Source organism: Solirubrobacter ginsenosidimutans, from assembly GCF_027587205.1.
The window spans coordinates 451,356-475,060 of sequence record NZ_JAPDOD010000001.1 but is presented as its reverse complement, the minus strand read 5'-3'; the positions used below and the strand labels follow the sequence as shown (position 1 = coordinate 475,060).

General features: G+C 71.0%; 19 protein-coding genes and 1 pseudogene. 11 read left to right on the top strand and 9 right to left on the bottom strand.

Annotated elements, in window-relative coordinates:
• Positions 1-45 precede the first annotated feature (45 nt).
• Positions 46-3,825, top strand: coding sequence for an alpha-glucuronidase family glycosyl hydrolase (locus OM076_RS02080; protein WP_270037695.1), 3,780 nt, complete (start codon positions 46-48; stop codon positions 3,823-3,825).
• Here OM076_RS02080 and OM076_RS02075 read toward each other — a convergent pair.
• Genes OM076_RS02075 through OM076_RS02065 form a run of 3 tightly spaced genes read right to left on the bottom strand, consistent with a single transcriptional unit; the run spans position 3,822 to position 6,300 of the window.
• A complete protein-coding gene (locus tag OM076_RS02075; RefSeq protein WP_270037694.1) occupies positions 3,822-3,965 on the bottom strand; it encodes a hypothetical protein in 144 nt (47 codons plus the stop codon). The genes OM076_RS02080 and OM076_RS02075 overlap by 4 nt on opposite strands.
• Before the next feature lie 51 nt (positions 3,966-4,016).
• On the bottom strand, positions 4,017-5,405 hold the full coding sequence (locus tag OM076_RS02070; RefSeq protein WP_270037693.1) for a lactonase family protein: 1,389 nt from the start codon (positions 5,403-5,405) through the stop codon (positions 4,017-4,019).
• Between the two features lie 40 nt (positions 5,406-5,445).
• Positions 5,446-6,300, bottom strand: a complete 855-nt coding sequence (locus tag OM076_RS02065) for an alpha/beta fold hydrolase (protein WP_270037692.1) — start codon at positions 6,298-6,300, stop codon at positions 5,446-5,448.
• 54 nt (positions 6,301-6,354) lie between these two features.
• Between OM076_RS02065 and OM076_RS02060 the strand changes: the two genes are divergently transcribed.
• Positions 6,355-8,292, top strand: coding sequence for an AfsR/SARP family transcriptional regulator (locus OM076_RS02060; RefSeq protein ID WP_270037691.1), 1,938 nt, complete (start codon positions 6,355-6,357; stop codon positions 8,290-8,292).
• Here OM076_RS02060 and OM076_RS02055 read toward each other — a convergent pair whose 3' ends face one another.
• Entirely contained in the window at positions 8,293-8,535 is a 243-nt protein-coding gene (locus OM076_RS02055; protein ID WP_270037690.1) for a hypothetical protein, read from the bottom strand. It lies immediately after the preceding gene.
• A 29-nt stretch (positions 8,536-8,564) separates the two neighbouring features.
• Here OM076_RS02055 and OM076_RS02050 point away from each other — a divergent pair, with 29 nt between their 5' ends.
• Together OM076_RS02050 and OM076_RS02045 are read left to right on the top strand one after the other, a co-directional pair.
• Positions 8,565-9,290 (top strand): acylphosphatase, encoded by a 726-nt coding sequence (locus tag OM076_RS02050; RefSeq protein WP_270037689.1) that lies wholly within the window; start codon positions 8,565-8,567, stop codon positions 9,288-9,290.
• Between the two features lie 131 nt (positions 9,291-9,421).
• Positions 9,422-10,660 (top strand): S1C family serine protease, encoded by a 1,239-nt coding sequence (locus tag OM076_RS02045; RefSeq protein WP_270037688.1) that lies wholly within the window; start codon positions 9,422-9,424, stop codon positions 10,658-10,660.
• 39 nt (positions 10,661-10,699) lie between these two features.
• Here the strand turns inward: OM076_RS02045 and OM076_RS02040 are convergent.
• The 3 genes and pseudogenes from OM076_RS02040 to OM076_RS02030 all read right to left on the bottom strand — a co-directional run.
• Positions 10,700-10,897, bottom strand: a pseudogene (locus OM076_RS02040) (MMPL family transporter); the annotation flags it as partial.
• Between the two features lie 182 nt (positions 10,898-11,079).
• Complete coding sequence (locus OM076_RS02035) at positions 11,080-11,865, bottom strand: trypsin-like peptidase domain-containing protein (RefSeq protein ID WP_270037685.1); 786 nt, start codon at positions 11,863-11,865, stop codon at positions 11,080-11,082.
• 3 nt (positions 11,866-11,868) lie between these two features.
• A complete protein-coding gene (locus OM076_RS02030; protein ID WP_270037684.1) occupies positions 11,869-12,363 on the bottom strand; it encodes a hypothetical protein in 495 nt (164 codons plus the stop codon).
• 74 nt (positions 12,364-12,437) lie between these two features.
• On the opposite strand from OM076_RS02030, the gene OM076_RS02025 reads away from it, so the two are divergent.
• The 4 genes from OM076_RS02025 to OM076_RS02010 are packed head-to-tail and all read left to right on the top strand — an operon-like array spanning position 12,438 to position 16,188.
• Positions 12,438-13,034: a CGNR zinc finger domain-containing protein gene (locus OM076_RS02025; RefSeq protein WP_270037683.1), complete on the top strand. Its 597-nt coding sequence runs from the start codon at positions 12,438-12,440 to the stop codon at positions 13,032-13,034.
• The gene (locus tag OM076_RS02020; protein ID WP_270037682.1) at positions 13,031-14,146 is read left to right on the top strand and encodes a branched-chain amino acid ABC transporter permease; all 1,116 of its coding nucleotides are present in this window, start codon (positions 13,031-13,033) and stop codon (positions 14,144-14,146) included. Before OM076_RS02025 ends, OM076_RS02020 begins: the two co-directional genes overlap by 4 nt.
• A 21-nt stretch (positions 14,147-14,167) precedes the next feature.
• Positions 14,168-14,827, top strand: coding sequence for a response regulator transcription factor (locus OM076_RS02015; protein ID WP_270037681.1), 660 nt, complete (start codon positions 14,168-14,170; stop codon positions 14,825-14,827).
• Positions 14,824-16,188, top strand: a complete 1,365-nt coding sequence (locus tag OM076_RS02010; RefSeq protein WP_270037680.1) for a HAMP domain-containing sensor histidine kinase — start codon at positions 14,824-14,826, stop codon at positions 16,186-16,188. The genes OM076_RS02015 and OM076_RS02010 overlap by 4 nt, the downstream gene beginning before the upstream one ends.
• Here the strand turns inward: OM076_RS02010 and OM076_RS02005 are convergent.
• Positions 16,148-16,348 carry a hypothetical protein gene (locus OM076_RS02005; RefSeq protein ID WP_270037679.1) on the bottom strand — a complete coding sequence of 67 codons (201 nt, stop codon included), beginning with the start codon at positions 16,346-16,348 and terminating at the stop codon, positions 16,148-16,150. The two genes, OM076_RS02010 and OM076_RS02005, sit on opposite strands and share 41 nt — an antisense overlap.
• Before the next feature lie 83 nt (positions 16,349-16,431).
• A complete protein-coding gene (locus OM076_RS02000) occupies positions 16,432-21,825 on the bottom strand; it encodes a ThuA domain-containing protein (RefSeq protein ID WP_270037677.1) in 5,394 nt (1,797 codons plus the stop codon).
• A 496-nt stretch (positions 21,826-22,321) separates the two neighbouring features.
• Between OM076_RS02000 and OM076_RS01995 the strand changes: the two genes are divergently transcribed.
• Genes OM076_RS01995 through OM076_RS01985 form a run of 3 tightly spaced genes read left to right on the top strand, consistent with a single transcriptional unit; the run spans position 22,322 to position 23,665 of the window.
• Entirely contained in the window at positions 22,322-22,804 is a 483-nt protein-coding gene (locus OM076_RS01995; RefSeq protein WP_270037676.1) for a hypothetical protein, read from the top strand.
• Between the two features lie 4 nt (positions 22,805-22,808).
• Entirely contained in the window at positions 22,809-23,225 is a 417-nt protein-coding gene (locus OM076_RS01990) for a phage holin family protein (RefSeq protein WP_270037675.1), read from the top strand.
• Positions 23,189-23,665 carry a DUF3618 domain-containing protein gene (locus tag OM076_RS01985; RefSeq protein WP_270037674.1) on the top strand — a complete coding sequence of 159 codons (477 nt, stop codon included), beginning with the start codon at positions 23,189-23,191 and terminating at the stop codon, positions 23,663-23,665. Before OM076_RS01990 ends, OM076_RS01985 begins: the two co-directional genes overlap by 37 nt.
• Positions 23,666-23,705 lie beyond the last annotated feature (40 nt).

Sequence of the window (23,705 nt, the reverse complement as noted above, 5' to 3'; positions counted from 1 at the left end):
CGCACCAGCGGTTCGCCGGTCGTCTTTACCGAGGGGGAAATGGTCATGGGTAGGAGAGGGACCCAGACGCTGGTGTGCGCGGCCGTCGCCGCGCTGTCGCTGTTCGCACCGGCCGTTGCCAGCGCTGCGCCGGACGACACGTACAGCGGCTCGGAGATGTGGCTGCATTACGTGCCGGTGAGCGATCCGGCGCTGCTCGCGCAGTACAAGGCGTCGGCCACCACGATCGTGGTCGACAACGCGGATCAGAACAAGGTGTTCCGCGCGACGGCCAACCTGCGGATGGAGACGGGCTCCGCCGAGAAGCTCGAAGAGACCAGCCTGCAAGCCGCGCGCGACGAGCTGGTGCGCGGCCTCGGCGGGCTGCTCGGCCAGACCGTCCCGGTGCAGGCGGGCAGCTCGGCGGGCGGCGTGCCCGACGGCGCGATCATCGTCGGCACGCGCGCGAGCTCGGACGCCGTCAGCCAGGCCTTCAGCGCCGCGGACGTCAACGCGGTGGGCGACGAGGGGTACCTGATCCGCACGGTCGGCAAGACGACCGTGATCGCCGGCAAGACGGAGATCGGCGCGCTGTACGGGACGTTCGGCTTCCTGCGCCTGCTGCAGACCCAGAAGCCGATCGCGAGCCTGAACATCTCCACGTCGCCGAAGATCAAGAATCGCCACCTCGACAACTGGGAGGGCACGCGGCTCTACGCCGGCAACAACGCGGCCGGCACCGGCGGGCTCAACGGCGAGAACGGGACGATCTTCAACTTCGCCGCCACCGGGGCGAGCGCCACGCGCAACCTCCCGGTGATCCTCGACCGCTACATCGTGGTGGCCCGCGCGCTCGCCTCGCTCGGGATCAACGGCTTCGAGATCAACCTCGTCAACGCCAACAACGTCTATCTGACCTCGGCGTACATCGCCCAGGAGGCGGCGCTCGCGGACGCGCTGCGCCCGTACGGCGTGAAGATCTCGCTGGCGATCAACTACACGGCGCCGACGGACACCCGCTTCGCCCCCGACGTCCTGACCAACCAGCAGCTCGACCCGCACAGCGCCGCCTTCCGCGGCTGGTGGACCCGCAAGGCCCAGCAGTTGCAGGCCGCGATCCCGGACTTCATGGGCTTCACCGTCAAGGCCAACTCCGAGGGCCAGCCCGGGCCGCAGGACTTCGGCTACGACCACGGGGACGGCGCCAATGGCATCGCGTCCGCGGTCTCGGCGCTGGGGATGAAGGTCTTCTGGCGCACGTTCGTCTACAACGCCGACGTCGACAACGACCGGCTCAAGCGCGCGTATCTCGAGTTCAACTACATCGACGACGAGCCGCAGCCGGACGGGACGAAGGGCCGCTTCGAGGACAACGTGTTCCTGCAGACCAAGAACGGCCCGCTGGACTTCCAGGGGCGCGAGCCGATCCACCCCATGCTCGGCCGGATGGAGAACACCAACCAGGCGCTGGAGCTGCAGGTGACACAGGAGTACACGGGGCAGAACAAGATGCTCACGTTCCTGGCACCCATGTGGGAGGAGGCTCTCAAGAGCGACACGTACGCCACCAACGCGCCGGCCGACAAACGGCTCGTCGGCAACATCGTCGACGGCAGCGCCCAGGGACACAAGGACACGGCGATCGTCGGCGTGGCCAACCTCGGCAACGCCGACAACCTGACCGGCAATCACTTCTCGCAGGCGAACCTGTACGCGTTCGGGCGCCAGGCATGGGACTGGACGCTGAAGTCCGATGACATCGCGCGCGAGTGGGTGCGGATGACATGGACCAACGACGCCCACGCCGTCGACACCATCGTGCAGATGATGATGGGCTCGCGCGAGGCGCTGGTGAGCTACCAGACCCCGCTCGGCGTGGCGCATCAGTTCAGGTCGAGCGACCACTACGGCCCGAACCCGTCGGAGTGGGTCACCCAGGACGACTTCAGCCCCGTCTACTACAACAAGGCCGACAGCGCCGGCCTGGGCTTCGACCGCTCCCCCACCGGCAGCAACTTCGTCGCCCAGTACTTCCCGACGCTCGAGCAGCGCTACGGGAACATCGCCACGACGCCCGAGAACCTGCTCGGATGGTTCCACCACGTGCCCTGGGGCTACCGGATGAACGACGGCCGGACGTTCTGGGACGAACTCGTCTACCGCTACCAGATGGGCGTCGAGTACGTGACCTGGATGCGGGAGACATGGGACACGCTGCAGCCCTACATCGGCACCCGGCGGTTCGGCGAGGTCAAGAGCAAACTCGCCACCCACGAGGCCGATGCCGCCACCTGGCGGGACACGCTGATCGGCTACTGGCAGGAGTTCAGCCAGCGTGAAGTCCCGGTCGACGGCGGGCCGCTGTCGGCGAAGATCGTCGTCGGCGGGAAGGAGCTCGGCGGCTTCAACCTGTCCGCCGCCGCCTACTCGATCCCGGTGGCCGCCGGCGCGTCGCCGGCGATCACCGCCGTCAAGACCGCCGACCCGGCCACGCACGCGGAGATCGTCACCCAGGCGACGACCGTTCCCGGCCAGGCCGTGGTGAAGGTCACCAAGGACGACTTCTTCGGGCCGATCGTGAAGAACTACGTCTTCAACCTCGTCCCCGACACGACGCTCGCCGGGCTGCGGGTCAACGGCACGTCGCTCTCGCTCAAGCCGCAGGTCCTCAGCTACAACGCCGTCCTGCCCAAGGGCGTGACCACGATCGCCAAGGTCGAGGCCACGGCCGCCGATCCGGCCGCGACGGTGGTCGTCGAGCCGGCGACAGCGATCGACGGCCAGGCGAAGGTCACCGTGACCAACGGCGCCGCCTCGACGGTCTACACCGTCAACCTCGACGTCGCGAACACCGGCAGTGACGAGTTCACCGGTGCGGGCCTCGGCTCGCAGTGGCATCTCGTGCGCCCGGACGACAGCAGGTGGCGCGTGGCCGGCGGGTCGCTGGTCATCACCGCGCAGAACGGCGACCTCCAGGGCACCGCCAACACGGCGAAGAACCTCGCGCTGCAGGACGTCAACGGCGACTGGGTCACCGACTCCAAGCTCGTCTTCTCGCGCCCGCTGGCCAACAACAACGAGCAGGGCGGCATCATCGCCTACGCCAACGACAACAACTACGTGAAGCTGGCCTGGGAGATGAGCGCCTCGACGCAGCCCATCAACCGGCTCCGCGTGGTCGTCATCCGCGAGCAGAACGGCACGGCCACGACGCTGCAGGTCACGGGCGCCGACGCGCAGCGCATCGTCGGTGCGAACGGCGCCATCTGGCTGCGGCTCGCCAAGTCCGGCGGCACGTACAAGGCGTACTACTCGACGGACGGAAGTGTCTACCGGTTCATGGGCTCCACCACGCTCAACGTCGAGGCCACGCAGGCGGGTGTCGTCGCGTTCAACCGCGGCGGCACGTCGACAGACCTCGACGTGGCGTTCGACCACTTCCGGATCGCCAGCGTCGGCGACCCGGTCCCGGTCGCGACGATGGCCGACGGCGCGGTGAACGCAACGGTGCCGGCCACACTGGCGCTGACGCTGGGCACACCGGCGAGCTTCGGCCCGTTCACGGCGGGTGTGGCGAAGGACTACACCGCGTCGACGACGGCGGACATCGTGTCGACGGCGGGTGACGCGGCGCTGACGGTATCCGACCCGGGCCACCTGACGAACGGGACGTTCTCGCTCCCGTCGCCGCTGGAGGTCTCGTTCTCGAAGTCCGCTTGGACCGCGCCGGTGTCACACGACGCGGTGACGATCGGCTTCAAGCAGCACATCGGTGCCACCGACGCGCTGCGCACCGGGGCGTACAGCAAGACGCTGACGTTCACCCTGTCGACCACCACACCCTAGGCACCGGCGGTCGCCCCGGCGCGCCGCGCCGGGGCGAGCGCCAGCAGGCTCTCCGCGGTGGCGGTGACCGCGTCCTCCCAGGAGCGTGGGGTCCAGCCGAGCTCACGTTGCGCCTTGGCGCTGGTGGCATCGTGATCCAACCCCCGACCAGGCCGCCGCCTACTGGGATCCTCAACGACCTCGCCCCGGTCCTACGGCGCCTCGCCCAGCTCCCCGACGAGGAGCTGCGCGGCGCCCTGACCCGCCTCGGCCTGCGCACCCTGCGCGGTGCTTGAGGCGAACGCCGTCACGGTCCCGCTGGAGGTCGCGGTGCCGGCGCGCGCGGAGGTCACGTAGACGTTTCGACCGTCCGGGCTGACCACGAGATAGCGCGGGAGCGTGACGTCGTGGCCTGTCTCGCAGCCCTTGCCGGCGCGAGCGGCGACGCAGCCCCCGGGCCCGTCGAGCTGGGTGAGCACGCCGGTCGCCGGGTCGGCGGCGAACGCCGACATCCGGATCGGCCCCGCTCCGGCGAGATACACCCGGGTGCCGTCGCGCGAGACGTCGATGTCGTAGGGATCGGTCATCCGCGACTCCGCCACCGGCGGGGACACGACGCGCTGGAGCAGACCCGGCTCATTCCCCAGCGCGAAGCTCACCGGCCCCGCGGCGCGCGTCGATCCGGTGTAGGCGAAACGGCCGTCGGGGGAGATCTCGACCGCCGTCGCGCCGGGAAGCGCCGCGCTCGGGCACGCGACGGCCGGCGTGTCGTCCGCGCAGCCCCGCGCCGCCGCGTGCACGCTCAGCGCGCCGGAGGCGGGATCGCGCACGACGCCGACGATCGTTGCGAGCTCGGAATCGACGACGTACAGGGAGCGCCCGTCGGGCGCGATGGCGACGTCGTCGGGCACGCCGAAGTCCTCCGTGCGGACGCAGCTCGGTCCGCCCCCGACGCAGCCGGAGCGCCCGTGCAGCGGGCGCAGCATTCCGGTCGCGCCGTCGCGGGCGAAGCCGACGAGCGCGGCATCGGTGATCGCGTAGGCGCTGCGCCCGTCCGCGCTGGTGACGACCTTCGTGATGCCATAGAGACGACCGTCCCGCCGGCACCCGGGACGGTGGCGATAGCTCAGGCAGCCGACGCGGCGCAGGCGGCCGTCGTCGCCGCCGCGGCGCAGCACCGTCAGCTGGTCGGACGTGAGCGACGCGACGTAGACGTTGCGCCCGTCATCGCTGACGGTCACGTTGGTCGTACCCCGCAGCAGCCCCGGCACCCGCGTGCAGCCCGAGCCGCGCTGCTCGGACACGCAGCCCGAGTCACCCGCGAGCTGCCGCAGCGCCCCGTCGGACCCGCGCACGAACGCGGCGACGGCACCGGTCGAGAACGACGTCGTGTACACGTTGCGGCCGTCGGGCGAGATCGCGAGACCGGTGGCGTGGGCGAGTTCTCGCGCGTGAGCGCATTCTGCTCCGGCGCCTTCACCGACGCACCCGCTCTTCCCCGGCAGCTGGGTGAGACCACCGACGCCGCCGGCCGCCGCGGCGCTCGCGGCCGTCACGCACAAGGCGGCGGCGCAGGCGACCACGACACGCAGTGGGAGCACCCGCCGACACTCTCACGTTCGCATGCCGGTCGCAATAGGGTCAACGCGTGAGGAGCTCGCGGAGGGCGTGCGTGACCTCGGCCGGCGCCGCCTCGGCCATGAAATGGCCGTAGCCGACGGTGCGGTGCTCGAGGTCCGTTGCCCACCGCTGCCACACCGCGGCGGCGTCATAACCGAGCGCGGCGCCCCAGTCCTGCTGGAGCACGGTGACCGGCATCCGCAGCCGGCGGCCGGCGTCGCGGTCCGCCTGATCGTGCTCGACGTCGACGCCCGCGGACGCGCGGTAGTCGGCGACGATCGACGGCACCGCGGCACGGCAGGCGTCGAGGTAGACCCCGCGCATGTCCGGCTCGACCGGTCCCCAGGCGTCGAGGAAATGGCCGAAGAAGGCGTCGGCGCTGCCGGCGATCAGCTGCTCGGGCAGGCCGGGCGGCTGGGCCATCAGGTAGAGGTGGAACGCGACAGCGGCGCGGGCGCCGTGCAGCACGTCCCACATGTCGAGCGTCGGGAGCACATCGAGGCAGGCGAGGTGGGTGATCGCGTCCGGATGGTCGAGCCCGGCCCGGAACGCGACGAGTGCGCCGCGGTCGTGGCCGACCAGCGCGAAGCGCTCGTGCCCGAGCGCGCGCGCGAGCGCGACGACGTCGGCCGCCATGGCGCGCTTGGCGTACGCGTCGCCCTCCTCCCCCGGCTTGTCGCTGGCGCCGTACCCGCGCAGGTCGGGACAGATGACGGTGTGCTCGGCGGCGAGCGCGGGCGCGACGTGGCGCCACATCACGTGGGTCTGCGGGAAGCCGTGCAGCAGCACGATCGGGCTGCCCGCGCCGCCGATGGCGGTGTGGAGCGCGACGCCGTCGGCGACCGCGATCCGCTGGTAGTCGAAGCCGGTGATCATGGCGCGGAGCCTGGCGCGGGCCGATCAGCAACCGATCAGCGAAGATGCGCCGCGATGCCGGTCGAGTTCGGGGTGCTGGGGCCGGTCGTGGCCTGGGATGTCGCCGGCGACCGGATCGCGCTGAAGGGCCCGCGGCACCGTGCGGTGCTGGCGCGGCTGATCGTCGCGCGCGGCGAGGTCGTCACCGTCGGGCGGATCGTCGAGGATCTCTGGGTCGATCCGCCGGCGGGTGCGACCGGCGCGATCCGGACGTTCGTGGGCGACCTGCGCGTGGCGCTGGAACCCGAGCGGGCGCCGCGCACGCCCGCTCGCCTGCTGGTCACCGACGGTCCCGGCTACGCGCTGCGCGCCGAGGCCGTCGACGCCTGGCGGTTCGAGGACGCGGTGGCGGCCGCGGCGGCGCTGCCGGCGAAGGACGCGCTCACCGGGCTGATCGCCGCGCTGGAGTGGTGGCGCGGCCCCGCCTACGCGGAGTTCGCGGACGAGGACTGGGCGCGCGTCGAGCGCTCCCGGCTCACCGAGCTCCGCCTGCACGCCGTCGAGCGGGTCGCCGAGGCGCGCCTCGCCCTCGGCCGCGCCGCCGAGGCGGTCCCGCCGCTGGACGCCCACGTGGCCGAGCACCCCTGGCGCGAGGAGGGCTGGCGGCTGCTGGCGCTCGCGCTCTACCGCAGCGGCCGCCAGGGCGACGCCCTCGCCGTGCTCCGGCGCGCGCGCACGCTGCTGAGCGATCAGCTCGGCGTCGATCCCGGGCCGGCCCTGCGCGCGCTGGAGGGCGACATCCTGCATCACGCCGACACGGCCGACGCGGGCGTGGGACAGGTGTGGGCGCAGACGGCCGCGGCGTACGATCGCGTCGTGGCCTCGGGCGCCCGCGCTCGCCTGGAGGCGACGGTCGGGCTCCTGCGCGACCTGGCCGTGACCGGGGGCGGCGGCCTCGAAGCCGCCCGCGGGCAGCGGGTGGCGGCGATCGCGGCGGCCGAGGAGCTCGGCGATCCACTCCTGACGGCCCGCGTGATCGGCGCCTACGACGTGCCCGCGATCTGGACCCGCGCCGACGACCCCGCGCAGGCCGCCTGGATCGTGGCGGCCGCCGAGCGCACGCTGGCGGCGCTCGACGACACCGCGCACGAGGTCGCGCGGGCGCGGCTGCTGGCCACGATCGCGCTCGAATCGCGCGGGACGAGCAGGGCGCGCGGCCCCGCAGCCGCCCGGCAGGCCGAGGCGATCGCCCGCCGTCTCGACGACCCCGCGCTGCTGGCGTTCGCCCTCAACGGCACGTTCATGCAGACCTTCGCGCGCGCCGGTCTCGCACCGGAGCGCGACGCGATCGGCGCGGAGCTGATCGCCCTCGCCACCCGCCACGACTTCATGAGCTCCGAGGTCCTCGGCCACCTGATCCGGCTCCAGGCGCGCAGCGCGCTCGGTGACTTCGCCGCGGCCGATCGCCACGCCGCCGCCGCGGACCGGCTGGACGAGCGGCACGAGCGACCGCTCGTCGCCGTCTTCACGCGCTGGTACCGGGCGCTGCGGCTGGCGGCGACCGAAGACGCGCCGTTCACGGTCATCGAAGCGGCTTACCGCGCGGCCGCCAAGGGCCTGGACGGCGCCGGCATGCCGGGCCTCGAGCACGGCCTGCTCCCGCTTGCGCTGCTGTGTGAGCGGGTGCGACGCGGGCTCGGCGCGCAGACGGATGCCGACTGGGGGCCGTACGAACCGTGGGCCCGGCCGCACGTGCTGCTCGCCCGTGGCCGCCGCGATCGCGCGGCAGCCGCCCTGCGCGCCGTTCCGGACCCTCCGCGCGACCTGTTGCTCGAAGCCCTCTGGTGTCTCACGGCGCGCGCCGCCGTCGCCGTCGGCGACCGCCCCGCGATGCAGCGTGCCGCAACCCACCTCGCACCCGCGGCGCGGGAGCTCGCCGGCGCCGGCAGCGGGCTGCTCACCGCCGGCCCGGTCGCGGGCCACCTCGACGCCCTCGAGCGAGCGTCGCGGTAGTCAGTGGTCGAGCAGGTGGTCGAAGCTGGCCTGCTTGTCGTCGGCGGTGGGCGGGCGCGGATCGCCCTGGTGCCTCCAGTGCCCGCGCAGGTCCGAGACCTGCGCCGAGCGCGCGCGGACAGCGGGATCGAGCGGCGCGATCGCGAGCCGGCCGAGCCGCTCGGCGCCGAGCACGCGCGCGTAGAACGTCCGCCCACGCACACAGACCAGCACGATGTCCTCTGGCTCGACGGCGTCACTCACGACACCGATGAGCCTAATAGGCTCGGGTGATGGCGTCGCCACCCGCACGCAAACGGGCAGTCCGCGCCGCTGCGGGCGGCCCGATCGACCCCGGGCCGATCGTCGCCAAAGCCCGCGAACTCGGTGTGATGGGATGGGTCCGGCCGACCGGGGAGTTGCACGCCGAGGGCCCGCCCGACGCGGTCGAGGCGCTCCTCGCCGCATTTGGCGAGACGGCCGCCAGTGAACGCGGACGCGTCGAAGGCCACGAGCAGTTCGCGATCCGCGGCGTCAGCGCCGGCGTCTTCGTCGTCCAGGAGCACCAGGCCACCGCGCACCACTACGACGTGCGCCTGGAGGTCGACGGCGTGATGCGCTCCTGGGCCGTGCCCAAGGGACCCTCGCTCGATCCGGCCGCCAAGCGCCTGGCGGTCGAGGTCGAGGACCACAGCCTCAGCCACAACGACTTCGAGGGCGCGACCGGCAACGGCGCCGTGATCATCTGGGACCGCGGGACCTACGAACAGGGCGGCCGCGTCGCCTGGCCCGAAGCGCTCGAGCGCGGCCACGCCGTCTTCGTCCTGCACGGCGAGAAGCTCCGCGGCGGCTTCGCCCTCCAGCGCACCCGCCCGGGAGCCAAGCCCCAGTGGCTGCTGATCAAGCGCCGCGACGACGCCGCCCGCCCCGGCTCGGACATCGTCGCCGAGCGCCCCGAATCCGTCGTCAGCGGCCACACGCTCACCGACCTCCTCCCACCAAGGGGTCAGACCCCTTAATAATTCAAACGGCTCTGCAGAGCCAAAAACTTTGTTAAGGGGTCTGACCCCCTCATAGGGTGCTGTTGCCCCCAGGGTTCTCTCAGCTTTCGTGGAGGCGACGCTAAGGCCGGGGCGTGAGGCTCGGGGCCATGTCTCCTTCCGTGCTCTCTCCTCCACCGCGGCGTCCGCTCTGGTCCGATGACGGCCCGCCGGCGGCGCTCCCACCTGACCGCAACGGCGGGGGTCCGCCGCCGCCTGATGACCCGCAACCGCCGGACCGGCGCCGGCGCCGCCCGCCGCTCCCCGTCCTGCTGGTCGTGTGTTCGTTGCTGGGCGGTGGCACGAGCGTGGCCGCGCTCGCGGCGACGGGCAACCTCGGCCATGACACGACGAAGACGACCGTCGTGACCGGCGCCGCGTCGACGACGTCACAGGAGAGCGCCGCGTCGACGGCACTCGACGCCGAGGCGCTGTACGCCTCGACCTCCGCGGGCGTCGTCGACATCACGTCCAAGGGCGTGACGAGCAACGGCGGCACGCCGCAGCAATCGACCGGGACCGCCACCGGGACCGGGTTCGAGGTCGACACGCAGGGCCACATCGTCACCGCCGCGCACGTGGTGGACGGCGCGTCCTCGGTCACCGTCAAGCTCGCCGACGGCACCACCCGCACCGCGACCGTGCTCGGCAAGGACGACGCGACGGACATCGCCGTGCTCAAGATCGACCCGTCAGGGCTCAAGCTCAGCCCGCTCAAGCTCGGCAGCTCGTCGTCGATCGACGTCGGCGCGGCCGTGGCCGCGGTCGGTGACCCGTTCGGGTACGAACGCAGCATCAGCACGGGGATCATCTCCGGCGTCGACCGCACCATCCAGGCGCCGAACGGCTTCACGGTCGCGCACGCCCTGCAGATCGACGCCGCGATCAACCCGGGCAACTCCGGCGGCCCGATCCTGGACTCCTCGGGCAACGTGATCGGCATCGCCGACCAGATCGCGACCGACGGCAGCTCGGAGCAGAGCTCCGGCGTCGGCTTCGCGGTCCCGATCGACCTCGTGAAGTCCGAGCTCACCACGCTCGAAGCGGGCAAGGCCGTCGAGCACGCCTACCTCGGCGTCTCGACCTCCGACGCGTCCTCGAGCACCTCAGGCGTCACCGTCGCCGGGATCACCTCCGGCGGGCCCGCGCAGGCGGCAGGGCTGCAGGCGGGCGATGTCATCACCAAGCTCGGCGATGCCACGGTCTCCGACCAGAACGGCCTCGTGGCCGCGATCGCGGCGCTCAAGCCCGGCGCGCAGGTCGATGTGACCGTCGTCCGGGGCTCGAGCACGACGCAGCTGCACGTGACGCTCGGGACGCAGCCGGCGCAGAGCGGCACCGGCGGATAGTCACGCGGGTTGTGGCACCGGCGCGGGCGCGAGCCGCGCGCCTTCGAACACGCTGACCATGATCAGCTCCGCGGCGGTGACCACACGGGCTGAGCCGTGGAAGCCCTTGCGTACGGCGTCCTGGGCACTGGCGCCGTGCGCGTGGGCTTCGCGCATGCCTGACACGAGAAATACCTGGTAATCCATCGCCAGGCCGAAGAGGATGCCGATGGTCAGGATCGGGATCAGGCTGGCGATCGCCGAGGAGGCCGGCCTGCCGGCGGACGCGATCGGTGCCCGCGCGCTGGCCTCCGCCGTGCTCACGACCCTGCTCACGATGCAGCGGCGCTTCGCGGAGGAGACCAAGACAGACGGCGCCGGCTACGACGCCGTCGTGCCGATGCTCCGCGCCGCGCTCGCCGCCCTGCGCGACGGCTGAGTCAGGCGCAGGGCACGACGGCCTGCTGGCCGCCGGCCTGGATCAGTTGCCGGACCGCGGACAGCGGGATCGCGTAGGCGACCTTCATGTAGTCCTGATCGGTCGCGCCCGGCTCACCCGCGAAGATCACACCCACGACGCGCCCGCGGCGGTCGAGCAGCGGGCCGCCGGAGTTGCCGTGCTTGATCCGGCTCGAGACCTGCATCACCTTGGCGCCGAACGCGATCGAGGCGGGCAGTTGGCTGCCGTCGAGGTACTGGACGACGCGTCCCGGTGAGAGCGTGAGCGGCCCGCCGAGCGGATAGCCGACGGCGGTCACCGCCTGGCCGGGCTTCGGGTCCGGCCCCAGCTCCGCGATCGCCGGGACCTTCCCGGCGACCTTGGTCGCGCCGATGTCGACCAGGCGGCCGGTCGAGGACTCGTCGACGTCCGCGTCCAGCGACGTGCCGTCCCACGTGTTCAGTTCGAGGATCGAGGCGCCCGCGAGCACGTGACGGTTGGTGATGATCGTGTGGGCGTCGATCGCGAAGCCGGACCCCGTGGCGATGCCCTGACAGGAGATGTTGCGCACGCGCAGGGTCAGGCGCTCGGCCGCGCGCCGGAGCGTGTCGCGGGCGAGGCGCTGCGGCGCGTGGGCCAGCGTCTTCTGCGCGACGGACGTGACGGCGGCGACCTTGGGCAGCGGCGCGGGCTGTGGGCGCGGCGTGATGCCGACGCCGAGCACGGCCGCCGCCACCGCGACGACCCCGACGGCGACGAACGAGAACCACGCGAGCCGGCGCGCCACGCCTCAGCCGCCGCCCGCGCTCTCGAGCGCCGCGAAGTCGGCGCTCGCCTGGCTGCAGGTCTCATTCACGCTGTCCGCGTTGGCGTCGACCCAGTCGAAGTCCTCCGCCGCATACCGGTTCAGCAGCTCCGACAACCCGCTCGTGCACCCGCGCTGCTCACCCGCCAGCCGGGCGAGCGAGGTGGCTTGGATCTCCAGCGCGCCGCGCACGTCCTCGACCTGCGCCTTCTCGTCGGCGAGCGCGCGCTGGCGGCTTTCGAGCGTGCGCACGTCCGCCTCCGAGCGCTTCAGCGAAGCCGCGGTCTTGTTGAGCGCCGCAGTGCGCGTGTTGAGCTGGCGCGTCCGCCCGGTCAGGGTGCGCTCGAGCGTTCCCGCCCGCCGCTGCCACGCCTCGGCGCTCTCGCGGTTGCGATGCGCGGAGTAGGCGAAGTAGAGCCCCGCACCGGTGAGCACCACCACGACGGCCCCGACGATCCACGCCCAGCGACTGCTCTCCACGCCGGGAGCGTAGCTAGAACACCATCTGACCAGCATTGACGTTTTGCTGGTTAGATGGCAGAGTGCTCGTGGCGATGGACGAGCGCGACAAGCGGCGGGTGGGTGAGCAGATCGAGCCCGGTGGGCGCCCGAAGGCGCCCGGGCGGCTCGAGCTGCTGCAGCGCTTCGTCAACACCCACAACCACGAGTTCCCCGACGAGTGGGACCGCATCGGCACGCCGGAGAAGGCGCAGGCGTGGCTGCTCGCGAAGGCGCTGATCGGGCCCGGCGACGCGATCACGGACGCCGACGTGACCCGGCTGCGCGCGCTGCGGGAAGGGATCCGCGCGCTCGCGATCGCCAACCAGGCCGGCCACTCGGCAGCGGCGGCGAGCGAGGCGATCCGCGACGTCTCGGCCCTGGCGGCGCTCAGCGTCGTCGTCGATGCCAACGGGCGAACCGCGCTCCAGCCCACCGGCGAAGGCGTCGACGGGGCCGTGGCGATGTTGCTCGGCATCCTGCACGAGGCGCAACTGGGCGGGGACTGGTCGCGCATGAAGGCCTGTCGGCAGTGCGAGTACGCGTTCTTCGATCGCTCCAAGAACCGTTCGGCGACGTGGTGCGCGATGGCGATCTGCGGCAACCGCATCAAGAACCGCGCGTACTACCGGCGCAAGCGGGGCACGACATGACCCCTCGCGCGCAGGCGCTCGCCGCTCTCGGTGCCGCCGCCGTCCTGCCGCTCTTCCTGAACCCGGGCGGGATCGCGCTGCACAACATGGTCCTGGCGGCGGCCTACGTCGTGATGGCGCTGGGGCTGAACATCGTTGTCGGGTTCGCGAACCTGCTCGACCTCGGCTACGTCGCGTTCTTCGCGATCGGGGCGCACGTGACGGCCTACTTCGGCTCCGGGTTCTGGGCGAACACGCACGTCGCGTTCCTCGTCGGCGGGCCGGAGGCCCACGTCCCGGGCATCCACCTCAACTTCCTGATCGTCCTCGTGCTGGCGGCGATCGCCACGGCCGTGGCCGGCCTGCTGATCGGGCTCCCGACGCTGCGGCTGCGGGGCGACTACGTCGGCATCGTCACGCTCGCGTTCGGCGAGATCATCGGGCAGATCGTGTCCAACGGCCGGCAGATCTCGCTGTTCGGCGGATCGCTCACCGGCGGGCCGAGTGGCATCTCCGTCATCGACCCCATCGACCTCCCGTTCGCCGGGCGCTTCGACGCGCTGCACCTGCGCCCCTGGTACTGGTTCGCCCTCGCGCTCGTCGCGCTGACGCTGGTCGTCAACGTCCGGCTGCGCGACTCGCGCATCGGGCGGGCGTGGATGGCCTTGCGCGACGACGAGGCGGCGGCGGCCAGCGCGGGCGTCCCGATCGTGCGCACCAAGCTCCAGGCCTACGCGACCGGGGCCGCGCTGGGCGGCATCGCGGGCGCGTTCCTCGCGTCATACCTGACCACCGTCGACCCGCATCAGTTCACGTTCTCGTTCTCGATCTTCATCCTCGCGATGGTCGTGCTCGGCGGGTTGGGCTCGATCTGGGGCGTCGTCGTCGGCGCGATCGTGCTGTCGGTGATCAACAACTACCTCCTCCCCTCGGTCCTCGCCGGCCTTCCCCGCGACCTCGGGCTCGACTTCGATCTCTCGATGATCAGCTCCGGGATCTACGGCCTTCTCCTGGTGCTGATCATGCTGCTGCGACCCGAGGGCCTGGTGCCGAGGCGGGTCAGGTTCCCGCGGGAGCGAGCCGTCGCGCGGACAATCATGAATATCCGTGGAAAACGCGTCGCGGGTGCGTGAGGACGCGCGAGACTGGGCGGCGTGTCCATCGTGCTGCTGGTCGAGGACGAACCGGAGATCGTGGGGCTGCTCACGGACTTCCTCGCCGTCGAGGGCTTCGGGGTCGTCGCGGCGCGCGACCCGGCGGGTGCGCTGGACGCGCTCGGCACCCACGCGATCGCGTGCGTGTTGCTCGACGTCATGCTCCCCGGCGGCTCCGGCTTCGACGTCTGCCGCCGCATCCGCGAGCACTCCGACGTGCCGCTGCTGTTCCTGAGCGCACGCGGCGAGGACGAGGACAAGCTGCGCGGGCTCGCGCTCGGCGCCGACGACTACATCGTCAAGTCCGCCACGCCCGCCGAGGTCGTCGCGCGGGTGAAGGCGGTGCTGCGCCGCAGCGAGCCGCGCGACACGGCGCGGCGGGTCTTCGGACGCTTCACCGTGGACTCGGGCGCCCACGAGGTGACCGCCGACGGGCGCCTGGTCGCGCTCACCGCACGCGAGTTCGAACTGCTCGCGCTGTTCATCGACCACCCGCGCCAGGTGCTCACGCGCGAGCAGATCTACGAACGGGTGTGGGGCTCGTGGGGCGATCGCAGCGCGGTCGCGGTGTACGTGCGGCGGTTGCGCGAGAAGCTCGAGCCCGAGCTGATCGCGACCGTGTGGGGCGTCGGCTACCGCTTCGACCCGCCGGCGGCATGACCCGCTCGCTCTCGCTGCGCACCTGGCTCGCCCTCGGGCTCCTGCTGGCGCTCGCCGCTCCACTCGCCGCCGGGCTCGGCGCGTGGTTCGCCGCGGGTGCGTGGCAGGCCGGGCGAGAGAAGACACACACGGCCGCCGCGGTGCGCGTGCTCGAGAGCGGCTCGTTCGACACCGAAGCGGGGCGCTCGGCCGTTCTCGCGCAGCTCACCGACCTGGGCGTGGAGGCCGACGTCGTCCCCATCGACAAGCGCGCCGACCAGCCGCTGGCGGGCGAGAAGATCAAGCAGGTCTACGAGTCGTCGAAGGCCTTCGCGCTGACCACGCCGGGCCTGCAGGCGACCGTCAAGTCCCCGGACGGCAAGCAGCGGCTCGGCAACGAGTTCCGCACCGTCGACGTCTCGCTCGGCTACGCGCAGGGCATGTTGTTCGTCCCGCGCGAGAGCGCCACCGCGCGCTGGGCGATCGCGCTCGGCGCCGCGGTGGTGGGGCTGATCGCCGCGCTGGTGCTCGCCGTCGGCCTCCTGCGCCGGTGGGTGCTGCGCCCGCTCGCCCGCCTGGCCGCCGACGCGGACCGGATCGCGGGCGGCGAGCTGGCCGTCGAGCCGGTCGCCACCCGCGCTCGCGAGGTCGCGCAGGTCGCCGACGCGATGGGCGGCATGGCCGCCGCGCTCGGCACCGCGCTCGGCGCGTCCACCGCGGCCGAGCGCGACCGCCGCTTCCTGGTCACGGCGATCGCCCACGACCTGCGCACGCCGCTGTTCACGCTGCGCGGGTCGCTCGAGGCGATCGAGCGCGGGATCGGGGACGGCGACGCACTCGCGCGCGCCCAGGCCAAAGCCGCCCACCTCGACCGCCTCGTCGGGGATCTGTTCTCCTACTCGCGGGCCGAGTACGCGCGTGACGACCACACCCACGAGCCCGGCGACCTCGCCGAGATCGCGCGCCGCGCAGCCGACACCGTCGACGCCGGAGCGATCGAGCTCGACGTCGTCACCAACGGCCCGGTCCCGATCCACGGCGACCCTGTGGCCTTGCAACGGGTGTTCACGAACCTGCTCGACAACGCGCTGCGCCACGCGCGTACGCGGGTACAGCTCACGGTGTCAGGCCGTCGGGTCGAGGTCGTCGACGACGGTCCCGGCTTCGCGCCCGCCGATCTCCCCCACGTGTTCGAGCCGCTCTTCCGCGGCGACCGCTCGCGAACGACCGCCGGCGCCGGCCTCGGGCTCGCGATCGCGCGCCGTCTCGTGCGCGCCCACGGCGGGGAGGTCGAGGCGGTCAACGACGCGACCGGTGCGCGCCTGACGGTCGAGCTGCCCGCTACCGACGCCAGAACGCCAGCCGCTGCACCGACGCCTTGAGGATCGCGCTCGCCGGGACCTGCGCGTCGGCGCGGTCCTGAAGCGCGTCGAACGGGCTCAGTCGGAGCTCGTCGCCGGTCCCGAGCACGACGCGCCCGTCGTCCCCCCGCCTGCCGTCGACGATGATCCACCCTCGCACGACGCGAATGTTGTCCGCCATGCGTTCGAGCCTAGCCGGACCGGCGGGACCCGCCACGCGCGGGGAGCCCGAAAGCTCCCCGCGCGCGCGAATGGACCCCTGCCCTAGGGCGTCGTCGCCGACAGCGTGAACGTCAGCGTCTTCGTGTAGTTGCCTCGCAGGAGGCTGTCAGTGGCGGCGATCGGTTGCTTGAAGTTGATCGTCACCGGGTGCGCACCCACCGGGGTGGGGAAGGCGAGCAGCGACAGTGCCGCGCCCGTAGTGGAGAGTGGCGCGAACACGCCGGTCGGCTGTGCCGCGTCCGTGGCGTTGACCTGCAGCGTCTGCGGCAACGCCGTCGTGCCGTTGACGAGCTTGCCCGTGGCGATCGCGCTCGGGTCGAGGACGCTGAGCGCCGCGGCCGATGCGCTGGAGGTGACCGTCGCGGCGACCGAGGACGTGTAGTCCTTGGTCACGCCCGGCACGAAGGTGCCGAGGTCGATCGGGTTGCCGATGTTGAGCGCGAGCACGCTCGGGACCGTGCCGCCCACGCTCACCGGGACGTCGGTGCCCGGAGGCGTCGTGGAGGTGACACCGCAGTTGGCGTCCGGCAGGACACCCGCCGCGATCTCGATGCCACTCTCGAGGTGCGTCTGGAAGCCGGGCTCGGCGTACGTGGCCTGGGTGTGACCCATGCCGGTGTACCAGGAGCGGCCGCCGTCGTAGCGCTGGCACCACGAGATCGGGTGATCGTCGTCGGTTCCGTCGGAACCGTCGTTCTCGGCGTAGGTCGACTCGTCGAGCTTGAGCAGCACGTGCACACCGGGGGTGTTGCGCGGGCTGTAGTCATCGCCGCTCGAGTTGTCGAACTTCTTGTAGTTGTACCACTCGTCCGTACGCGTCCAGCGGGCCGGCAGGCCGGCGTCCGCGGGGTCGTCGGCGTCTTCGGTGACCACCGTCGCGGTGGGCGTGCCGTCCGGGTGGTTGCGGAAGTAGCCGCCCACGAGCTGGCCGTACCAATGCCAGTCGTACTCGCTGTCGGCCGCGGCGTGGATGCCCACGTAGCCGTGGCCGGCACGGATGTAGCGCTCGAACGCGGCCTGCTGGTCGTCGTTGAGCGGATCGCCCGTCGTCGAGTTGAAGATGACGACGTCGTAGTGGGACAGCACCGCGTCGGTGAACAGCGAAGCGTCCTCGGTCTGGTCGACCTGGAAGTTCTTCTGCTGGCCGAGCGTGGCGATCAGCGCGTTCCCGGTCGGGATCGCGTCGTGGCGGAAGCCGGTGGTCTTCGAGAACACCAGGGCCCGGAACCGCGCGTTGTTGTCATCCGCGGCGAGCACCTGCACCGGGATCGTCTTGGTGGCCGTGCCGCCCTTGCCGTCGCTCACGGTGAGCTTCACGTTGCGGTTGCCCGCGGTCGTGAAGGTCGTGTTCGCGGAGGCCGTGGTGGCATCGGTGGTGCCGTCGCCGTCGTAGTCCCACGCGTAGGTGAGCGTGTCACCGTCGGCGTCGGTCGCCGCGGACGCGACGGCCACCTGCAGCGGGGCGAAGCCCGAGGTCGGCGTCGCCGTGGCCGAGGTGATGACCGGCGGGGTGTTCCCGCCGCCGCCACCCGAGCAACCCGTGGAGCCGTTGACCTTGAAGTAGTCGAAGGTCGCCGTCTCGTTGGAGTTGTTCACGCCGGCCGTGTAGAGGCCGAACTTCGGCGCGACCATGGCGTTGGTGGTCGGCGCGCCCTGGCTCTGCCACGTGGTGCCGTCGAAGGACACCTCGAGCTGGTAGTTGGAGCCGGACTTGGTCACCCGCAGCCAGATCGCCGTGACACCGGCGGGCACGTCCAGGTTGGGCTGGGGGTTGATCACCGTTCCGGCCACCTTCGACCGGTTCTCGATGCGGTTGATGCGGGTGTTGTTCTGATCGGAGATCGCGTTGAACTTCACCCAGTTGTTGTCATCCCCGTAGATCAGGATGCCGGCCTGCTGGTAGTCGTTGTTCAGCGTCCACGCGCTGAGCTTGGTCTCCAGCACGTAGTCGGAGCCGGTGTGGTCGGCGGTCTGGAGGATGAAGTTCTTGTTGCCTCCATCCACGTCGGCCTTGACCGTGGTCATGGTCAGCTTGCCGCCGGCCACGCTGTAGAGCGACGGGTCCTCGCGGACGATGCCGTTCCAGATGTTCTTGTTCAGGCTCGTGCCGTCGAACTCGTCGCCCGGGCCGGTGTTGGTGCCGCCGCCGGAGCCGGAGCCGCTGCCACCGTCGAGCTGGAAGTAGTCGAACTTGGCGGTCACGTGCGTGGTCGCCGCGTTGTCCAGCGCGAAGATGCCGATCTTGGCGTTCGCCGGCAGGTCGGCCAGCTGGCCCGTGACGGTCCAGTTGACGCCGTCGGGCGAGTAGGAGCCCTTGATCTTCGAGCCGTCGGACTCGATCTTCATGTACCAGTCCGCCGGGAACGCCGAGGTCAGCGTCGGCCCACCGTCGGCCGCGGCGTTGCGGGGCACGCCCGCCACCTCGTTGATGAACTCGAAGTGCTCCTGCGCCGGGTCGGTCGTCGACGTCGCCAGGCGGTCGAACTTCGTGTAGTTGTCGTCGTCGCCGTAGACGATCAGGCCGGCCTGGTGGTACTGGCGGTTGCCCGCCTCGTTGACCTTGATCGTGGCCGTCCAGGGACCGGACGGAGCCGGGCGCAGGACGATGTTCTTGGCGTTGTTGGTGTTGGTGTAGACGTCGCCGTTCTCGGTCAGGATGTTCGCCGCGCCGCCGGAGACGGTGAGCGCCTGGCTCTGGCGGACGACCGACCAGCTCGGGTCCAGTGCCGTGCCGTTGAAGTCGTCACGGAACGTCGTGTTGCAGGAGGCGGCCGGGGTGACGCTGATCGGGAAGTTCTTCGTCGTCACACCGCCCAGCTTGTCCGTGACCGTCAGCACCGCGTTGTAGTTGCCCGGGTTGGCGTACGTGTAGCTCGGGCTCGGCGCCGTCGAGGTGTCGGTCGTCGTCCCCGGCACGCCGAAGTCCCAGGCGTAGGAGAGATCGGTGGCCGGCCCGTCGGGATCGGTCGCCGTCGACGTGAACTGGACCGGCAGCGGCGCGGGGCCGGTGCTCGGGGTGGCCGAGCCGGTCACGTCAGGCGCGGCGGTCACCGCGGCGCCCTTGCCGATCGTCTCCATCCAGTTGACGTTCATCAGCGAGTTGGTGCTGCCGGGCTTGCGGAACACGACGAACAGCTCGTGCGTCCCGGCCGGCGGGTTGGTCAGCGGCATCGAGACCAGCTTGTACGTCTGCCAGCCGCCGGTCGGTGTGACCGCCGTCGTGCCCACGAGCGTGCCGGAGGGCGAGTCGAGGTGCACCTCGATGTTGCCGCCGTCGCCGGCCGAGGCCACGCGGAAGCGCATCTCGTTGACGTCCTGGAGGTTGTACGGCTTGTAGGAGACGTAGTCGCCGTCGTCGATGAAGCCGATGTCCTTGCCTCCGCCCTCGACGTCGGTGGCGTCCTCGGTCACCACGCCGGGATCGCCGGTCGTGGCAGCACCCGGGATCCGGCCGGTCGAGCTGAAGAACTCGGCCTGCTTGGTCTTGGGCTGCAGGATGACCTGGCCGCGGCCGGTCAGCGGGACGATGCCACCCGGGCCGCCCTTGTCGGTGTAGGTGACGCTGATGACCGTGAAGGTGTTGGCCTCCGGGCCGTGGCCCGCGGTCAGGCCGGTGTGCAGCGTGCCCTCGCAGCCCGTCGTGGACGACAGGTCGTGCGCGTGCTGGTCGTGGCCGAGCGAGACCGTGACCTTCACGTCGGAGCAGTTGATGCCGTTGCCGGTCGTGCCGTCCTCGGGATCGGAGACCGAGAGCTTGAACGGCACGGTGTCCGTGAAGGAGGCGACCTGGCCGTCGATCGGGGTCTGGAACGTGATCACCGGCGCGCGGTTGCCGACGGTGATCGGGATGTTCTCGACGGCGGTGAGGCCCGTCTGGTCCTTGACCGTCAGCTTCGCCGTGAACGCGCCGTTGGCCGTGTAGACGTAGGACGGGTTGGGATCGGTCGAGTCGACGTTGCCGTCGCCGTTGAAGTCCCACGCGTAGGTGATCGGGCCGCCCTCGGGGTCGCTCGAGCCCGTGCTGTTGAACTGCACGGTCAGCGGCGCGAGGCCGGTCGTGGGCGTGCCGGTCGCGTTCGCGATCGGCGCCTTGTCACCGGCGGTGTAGTCGATCCGGTAGATGCCCGAGTCGGCGTTGTCGCCGCCGAAGCCGGAGCCCCACTCGATCACGTACAGCGCGCCGTCCGGGCCGAACTTGATGTCCATCGGGCGCAGGTAGCCCGAGCCGATGGCGAACGGGGCGAACTTCGAGATGTTGCCGCTCGCGTCGAGGTCGGCGGTCTTGATCGTGCCGTTGTTCCACTCGCCCACGAACCACTTGTTGTCGTAGTAGGCGGGGAACTTGCGGTCCGAGCTGAGCGTCGGATCGAAGTGGTAGCGCGGGCCGCCCATCGGGGCGCCGCCCGTGCCGAGGTCCGGCGTGAAGCGCGGATCCTGCTCGGTGTAGCCCATCCACGCGCTCGCGCCGATGGCCGGCGGCAGGTTGGTCAGGCCGGTGTTGTTCTTGGAGTTGTTGACCGGCGCGTCGCAGTTGAACTTCGGGCCCGAGGTCTTGGTCGCGAAGTCGTAGTCGTTGTACGGCACGTTGTTGCGGATGCAGTACGGCCAGCCATAGTTGCCGGCCTTGGTGAGCACGTTGTATTCAACGCTGCCCTGGGGCCCGCGATTCGCGTTGCCCGTGCCGGCGTCGGGGCCGTAGTCACCCATGAGCACCCAGCCCGTGGTCTTGTCGACCGTGAAGCGGAACGGGTTGCGGAAGCCCATGCCGAAGATCTCCGGCCGGGTCTTGTCATTGGTGTCCTGGGCCTCGGGGAAGAGGTTGTTGGACGGGATCGTGTACGTCGTGCCAACGCCGGGCGGTCCCGTGGGGATCGCGTTGGGCATGATGTGCAGGATCTTGCCGTTGAGGTCGTTGGTGTTGCCGGCCGTGCGCTGGGAGTCCCAGTGCTCGCGGCCGGGCTGCTCGTCCAGCGGCGCGAAGCCGTCGGAGTCGAACGGGTTGGTGTTGTCGCCCGTCGACGCGTAGAGGCTGCCGTCAGGACCGAAACCGAGCGCTCCGGACGAGTGGCAGCACTGGTCCGTCTGATGCTGGAACGTGAGAATCTTCTGCTCCGATGAAAGGTCCAGCGTGTCGCCGTTGACCTTGAAGCGGGAGATGACCTGCGTGAGCGTGTTGTCCGGCAGCTGGGAGTAGAAGAGGTAGACCCAGTTGCTGAACGCGAAGTCCGGCGCGAGCGCGATACCGAGCAGCCCGTTCTCCTGGCTCAGCGTCACGGGAACCTTGCCCGCGGTAACGGTCTGCCGGGTGTCCGGCTTCCAGATCTGCACCCGTCCATCGCGCTCCACGTAAAAAACACGCCCATCCGGAGCAACGTCGAGCTGCATCGGATTCTGCGTGTTGTCATCGAGCGTGACCTTCTGGAAATCAGCAGCCACCGGCGCCTGTGCGCTCGCAGCTCCCGTCCAGATCAGACACGCCAAGATCGCTGCCGTCACAGCAGCAAAGGACCGACCCATTTATTCCTCCTCCAGCCCGGATTACCGCGTTTGGTGCGGTGCCCCAACGAATATGACCCTGAAGGGTTTCTGTCAAGAGTTGAAGAGTCTTGAAGACTTTTGATGATGGGTTTTGTCGGTTGCCCGACAGCGTGTCAGCAAGCTCATCGGCGCGTCATCGTGGGTGTGCTAGGAGCGGAGCCATCGTCGGCCCAAACGTCGGCGGTCACTTTTCCGCTCGTCCGAATCGTGCCCATGTAACCGGTCACATCGCGCACCGGTCGACGCCTGATCGCTCGTGGCATCGGCAAGACCAACCGGTATGAGCAGCTTTGCAGGAACCACTACGGCCAATGGCCCCAGCTCCACCACGGAGCAGGCCAAGGAAAAAGCCCAGGAAGGTGCGCAGCAAGCCAAACGCACCGTCCGTGACCAGGTGGATCAGCGGTCCACCGAGGCGGGCGAGCGCGTTGGCGCCACGGCGCACGACATCCGCAGCGTCGGCGAAGAGCTCCGCAAGCAGGGCAAGGACCAGCCGGCCAAGCTCGCCGAGCAGGCCGCGGACCGCGCTGCGTCGCTCGGCGACTACCTCAAGCGCTCCGACGGGGACACCATCCTGCGCGACGCCGAGGACTTCGGCCGGCGCCAGCCCTGGGCGGTCATCGCGGGTGGCATCGCGCTCGGGTTCGCCGCTTCGCGCTTCCTGAAGGCCTCGAGCTCCCGCCGCCTCGAGCATGCCCCGACCACGGCGCGCAGCCTGACCAACGGCGCGCCGACGAGCCGCACCGGGCTGGCGGCCGACGATGTCATCGCCCGCCACGACGACTGGAGCGCGCGAGCGGACGTGCCGCCGGCGCCGCTCCCGCCCCAGGCTCCCGGCCAGGGGCTCTACACCGAGCCGCATGAACGGGGCGCCTAGTCCCATGGCCACCCACGACCCTGTCGAGGCGCGCGAACGCAGCCTCGGCGAGCTCGTCAAGGAGCTCGCCGGCCAGACGTCGACCCTGGTGCGCCAGGAGATCCAGCTGGCCCAGGCCGAGGTCACCGAGAAGGGCAAGCTGGCAGGCAAGGGCGCGGGCATGCTGGCCGGCGCGGGTGTCGCCGCGCTGCTCGGCCTCGGCGCGCTGACGGCGCTGCTGATCATCGCCCTCGACGGCGCGGTCGCCCTCTGGCTGGCCGCGCTGATCGTGACCGTGTTGTGGCTCGCCGTTGCCGGTGCGCTCGCAATGACGGGCAAGAAGGCGCTGCAGAGCGCCACGCCGCCCGTACCCCAAACCGTTGAAACCGTGAAGGAGGACATCCAATGGGCGAAGACCCAGACCGGATCCGCGAAGAGATAGTGCAGACCCGCTTGGAGATGGGCGAGACCGTCGACGCCCTCGGTTACAAGACCGACGTCAAGGCGCGCGCGAAGGATCGCGTCGTGGGCGTCAAGGACCGCGTCGTCGGTGCCACGCCTGACAGCGGCGACGTCAAGCAGCAGGCGCGGCGAGCCAAGAGCATCGCCGAGGAGAACCCGCTCGGGCTCGCCGTCGGCGCCGTCGCCGTCGGCTTCCTCGCCGGCATGCTCATCCCCTCGACCCGCGTCGAGGACGAGCGCATGGGTGCGCTCTCCGACGACGTCATCGAGCGCGCGAAGGAGACCGGCCAGGAAGCGCTCGAGCGCGGCAAGCAGGTCGCGCAGGACGCGGCCGAAACGGCCAAGGAGAGCGGCCAGGAGCACGCGGACGAGCTCAAGTCCAGCGCGCAGGATCACGCGCAGGCCGTCTCGCCCAGCTGACCGCCGGGGGGGTGCCCCGGGAACGTCTCGCCAGGCGAGA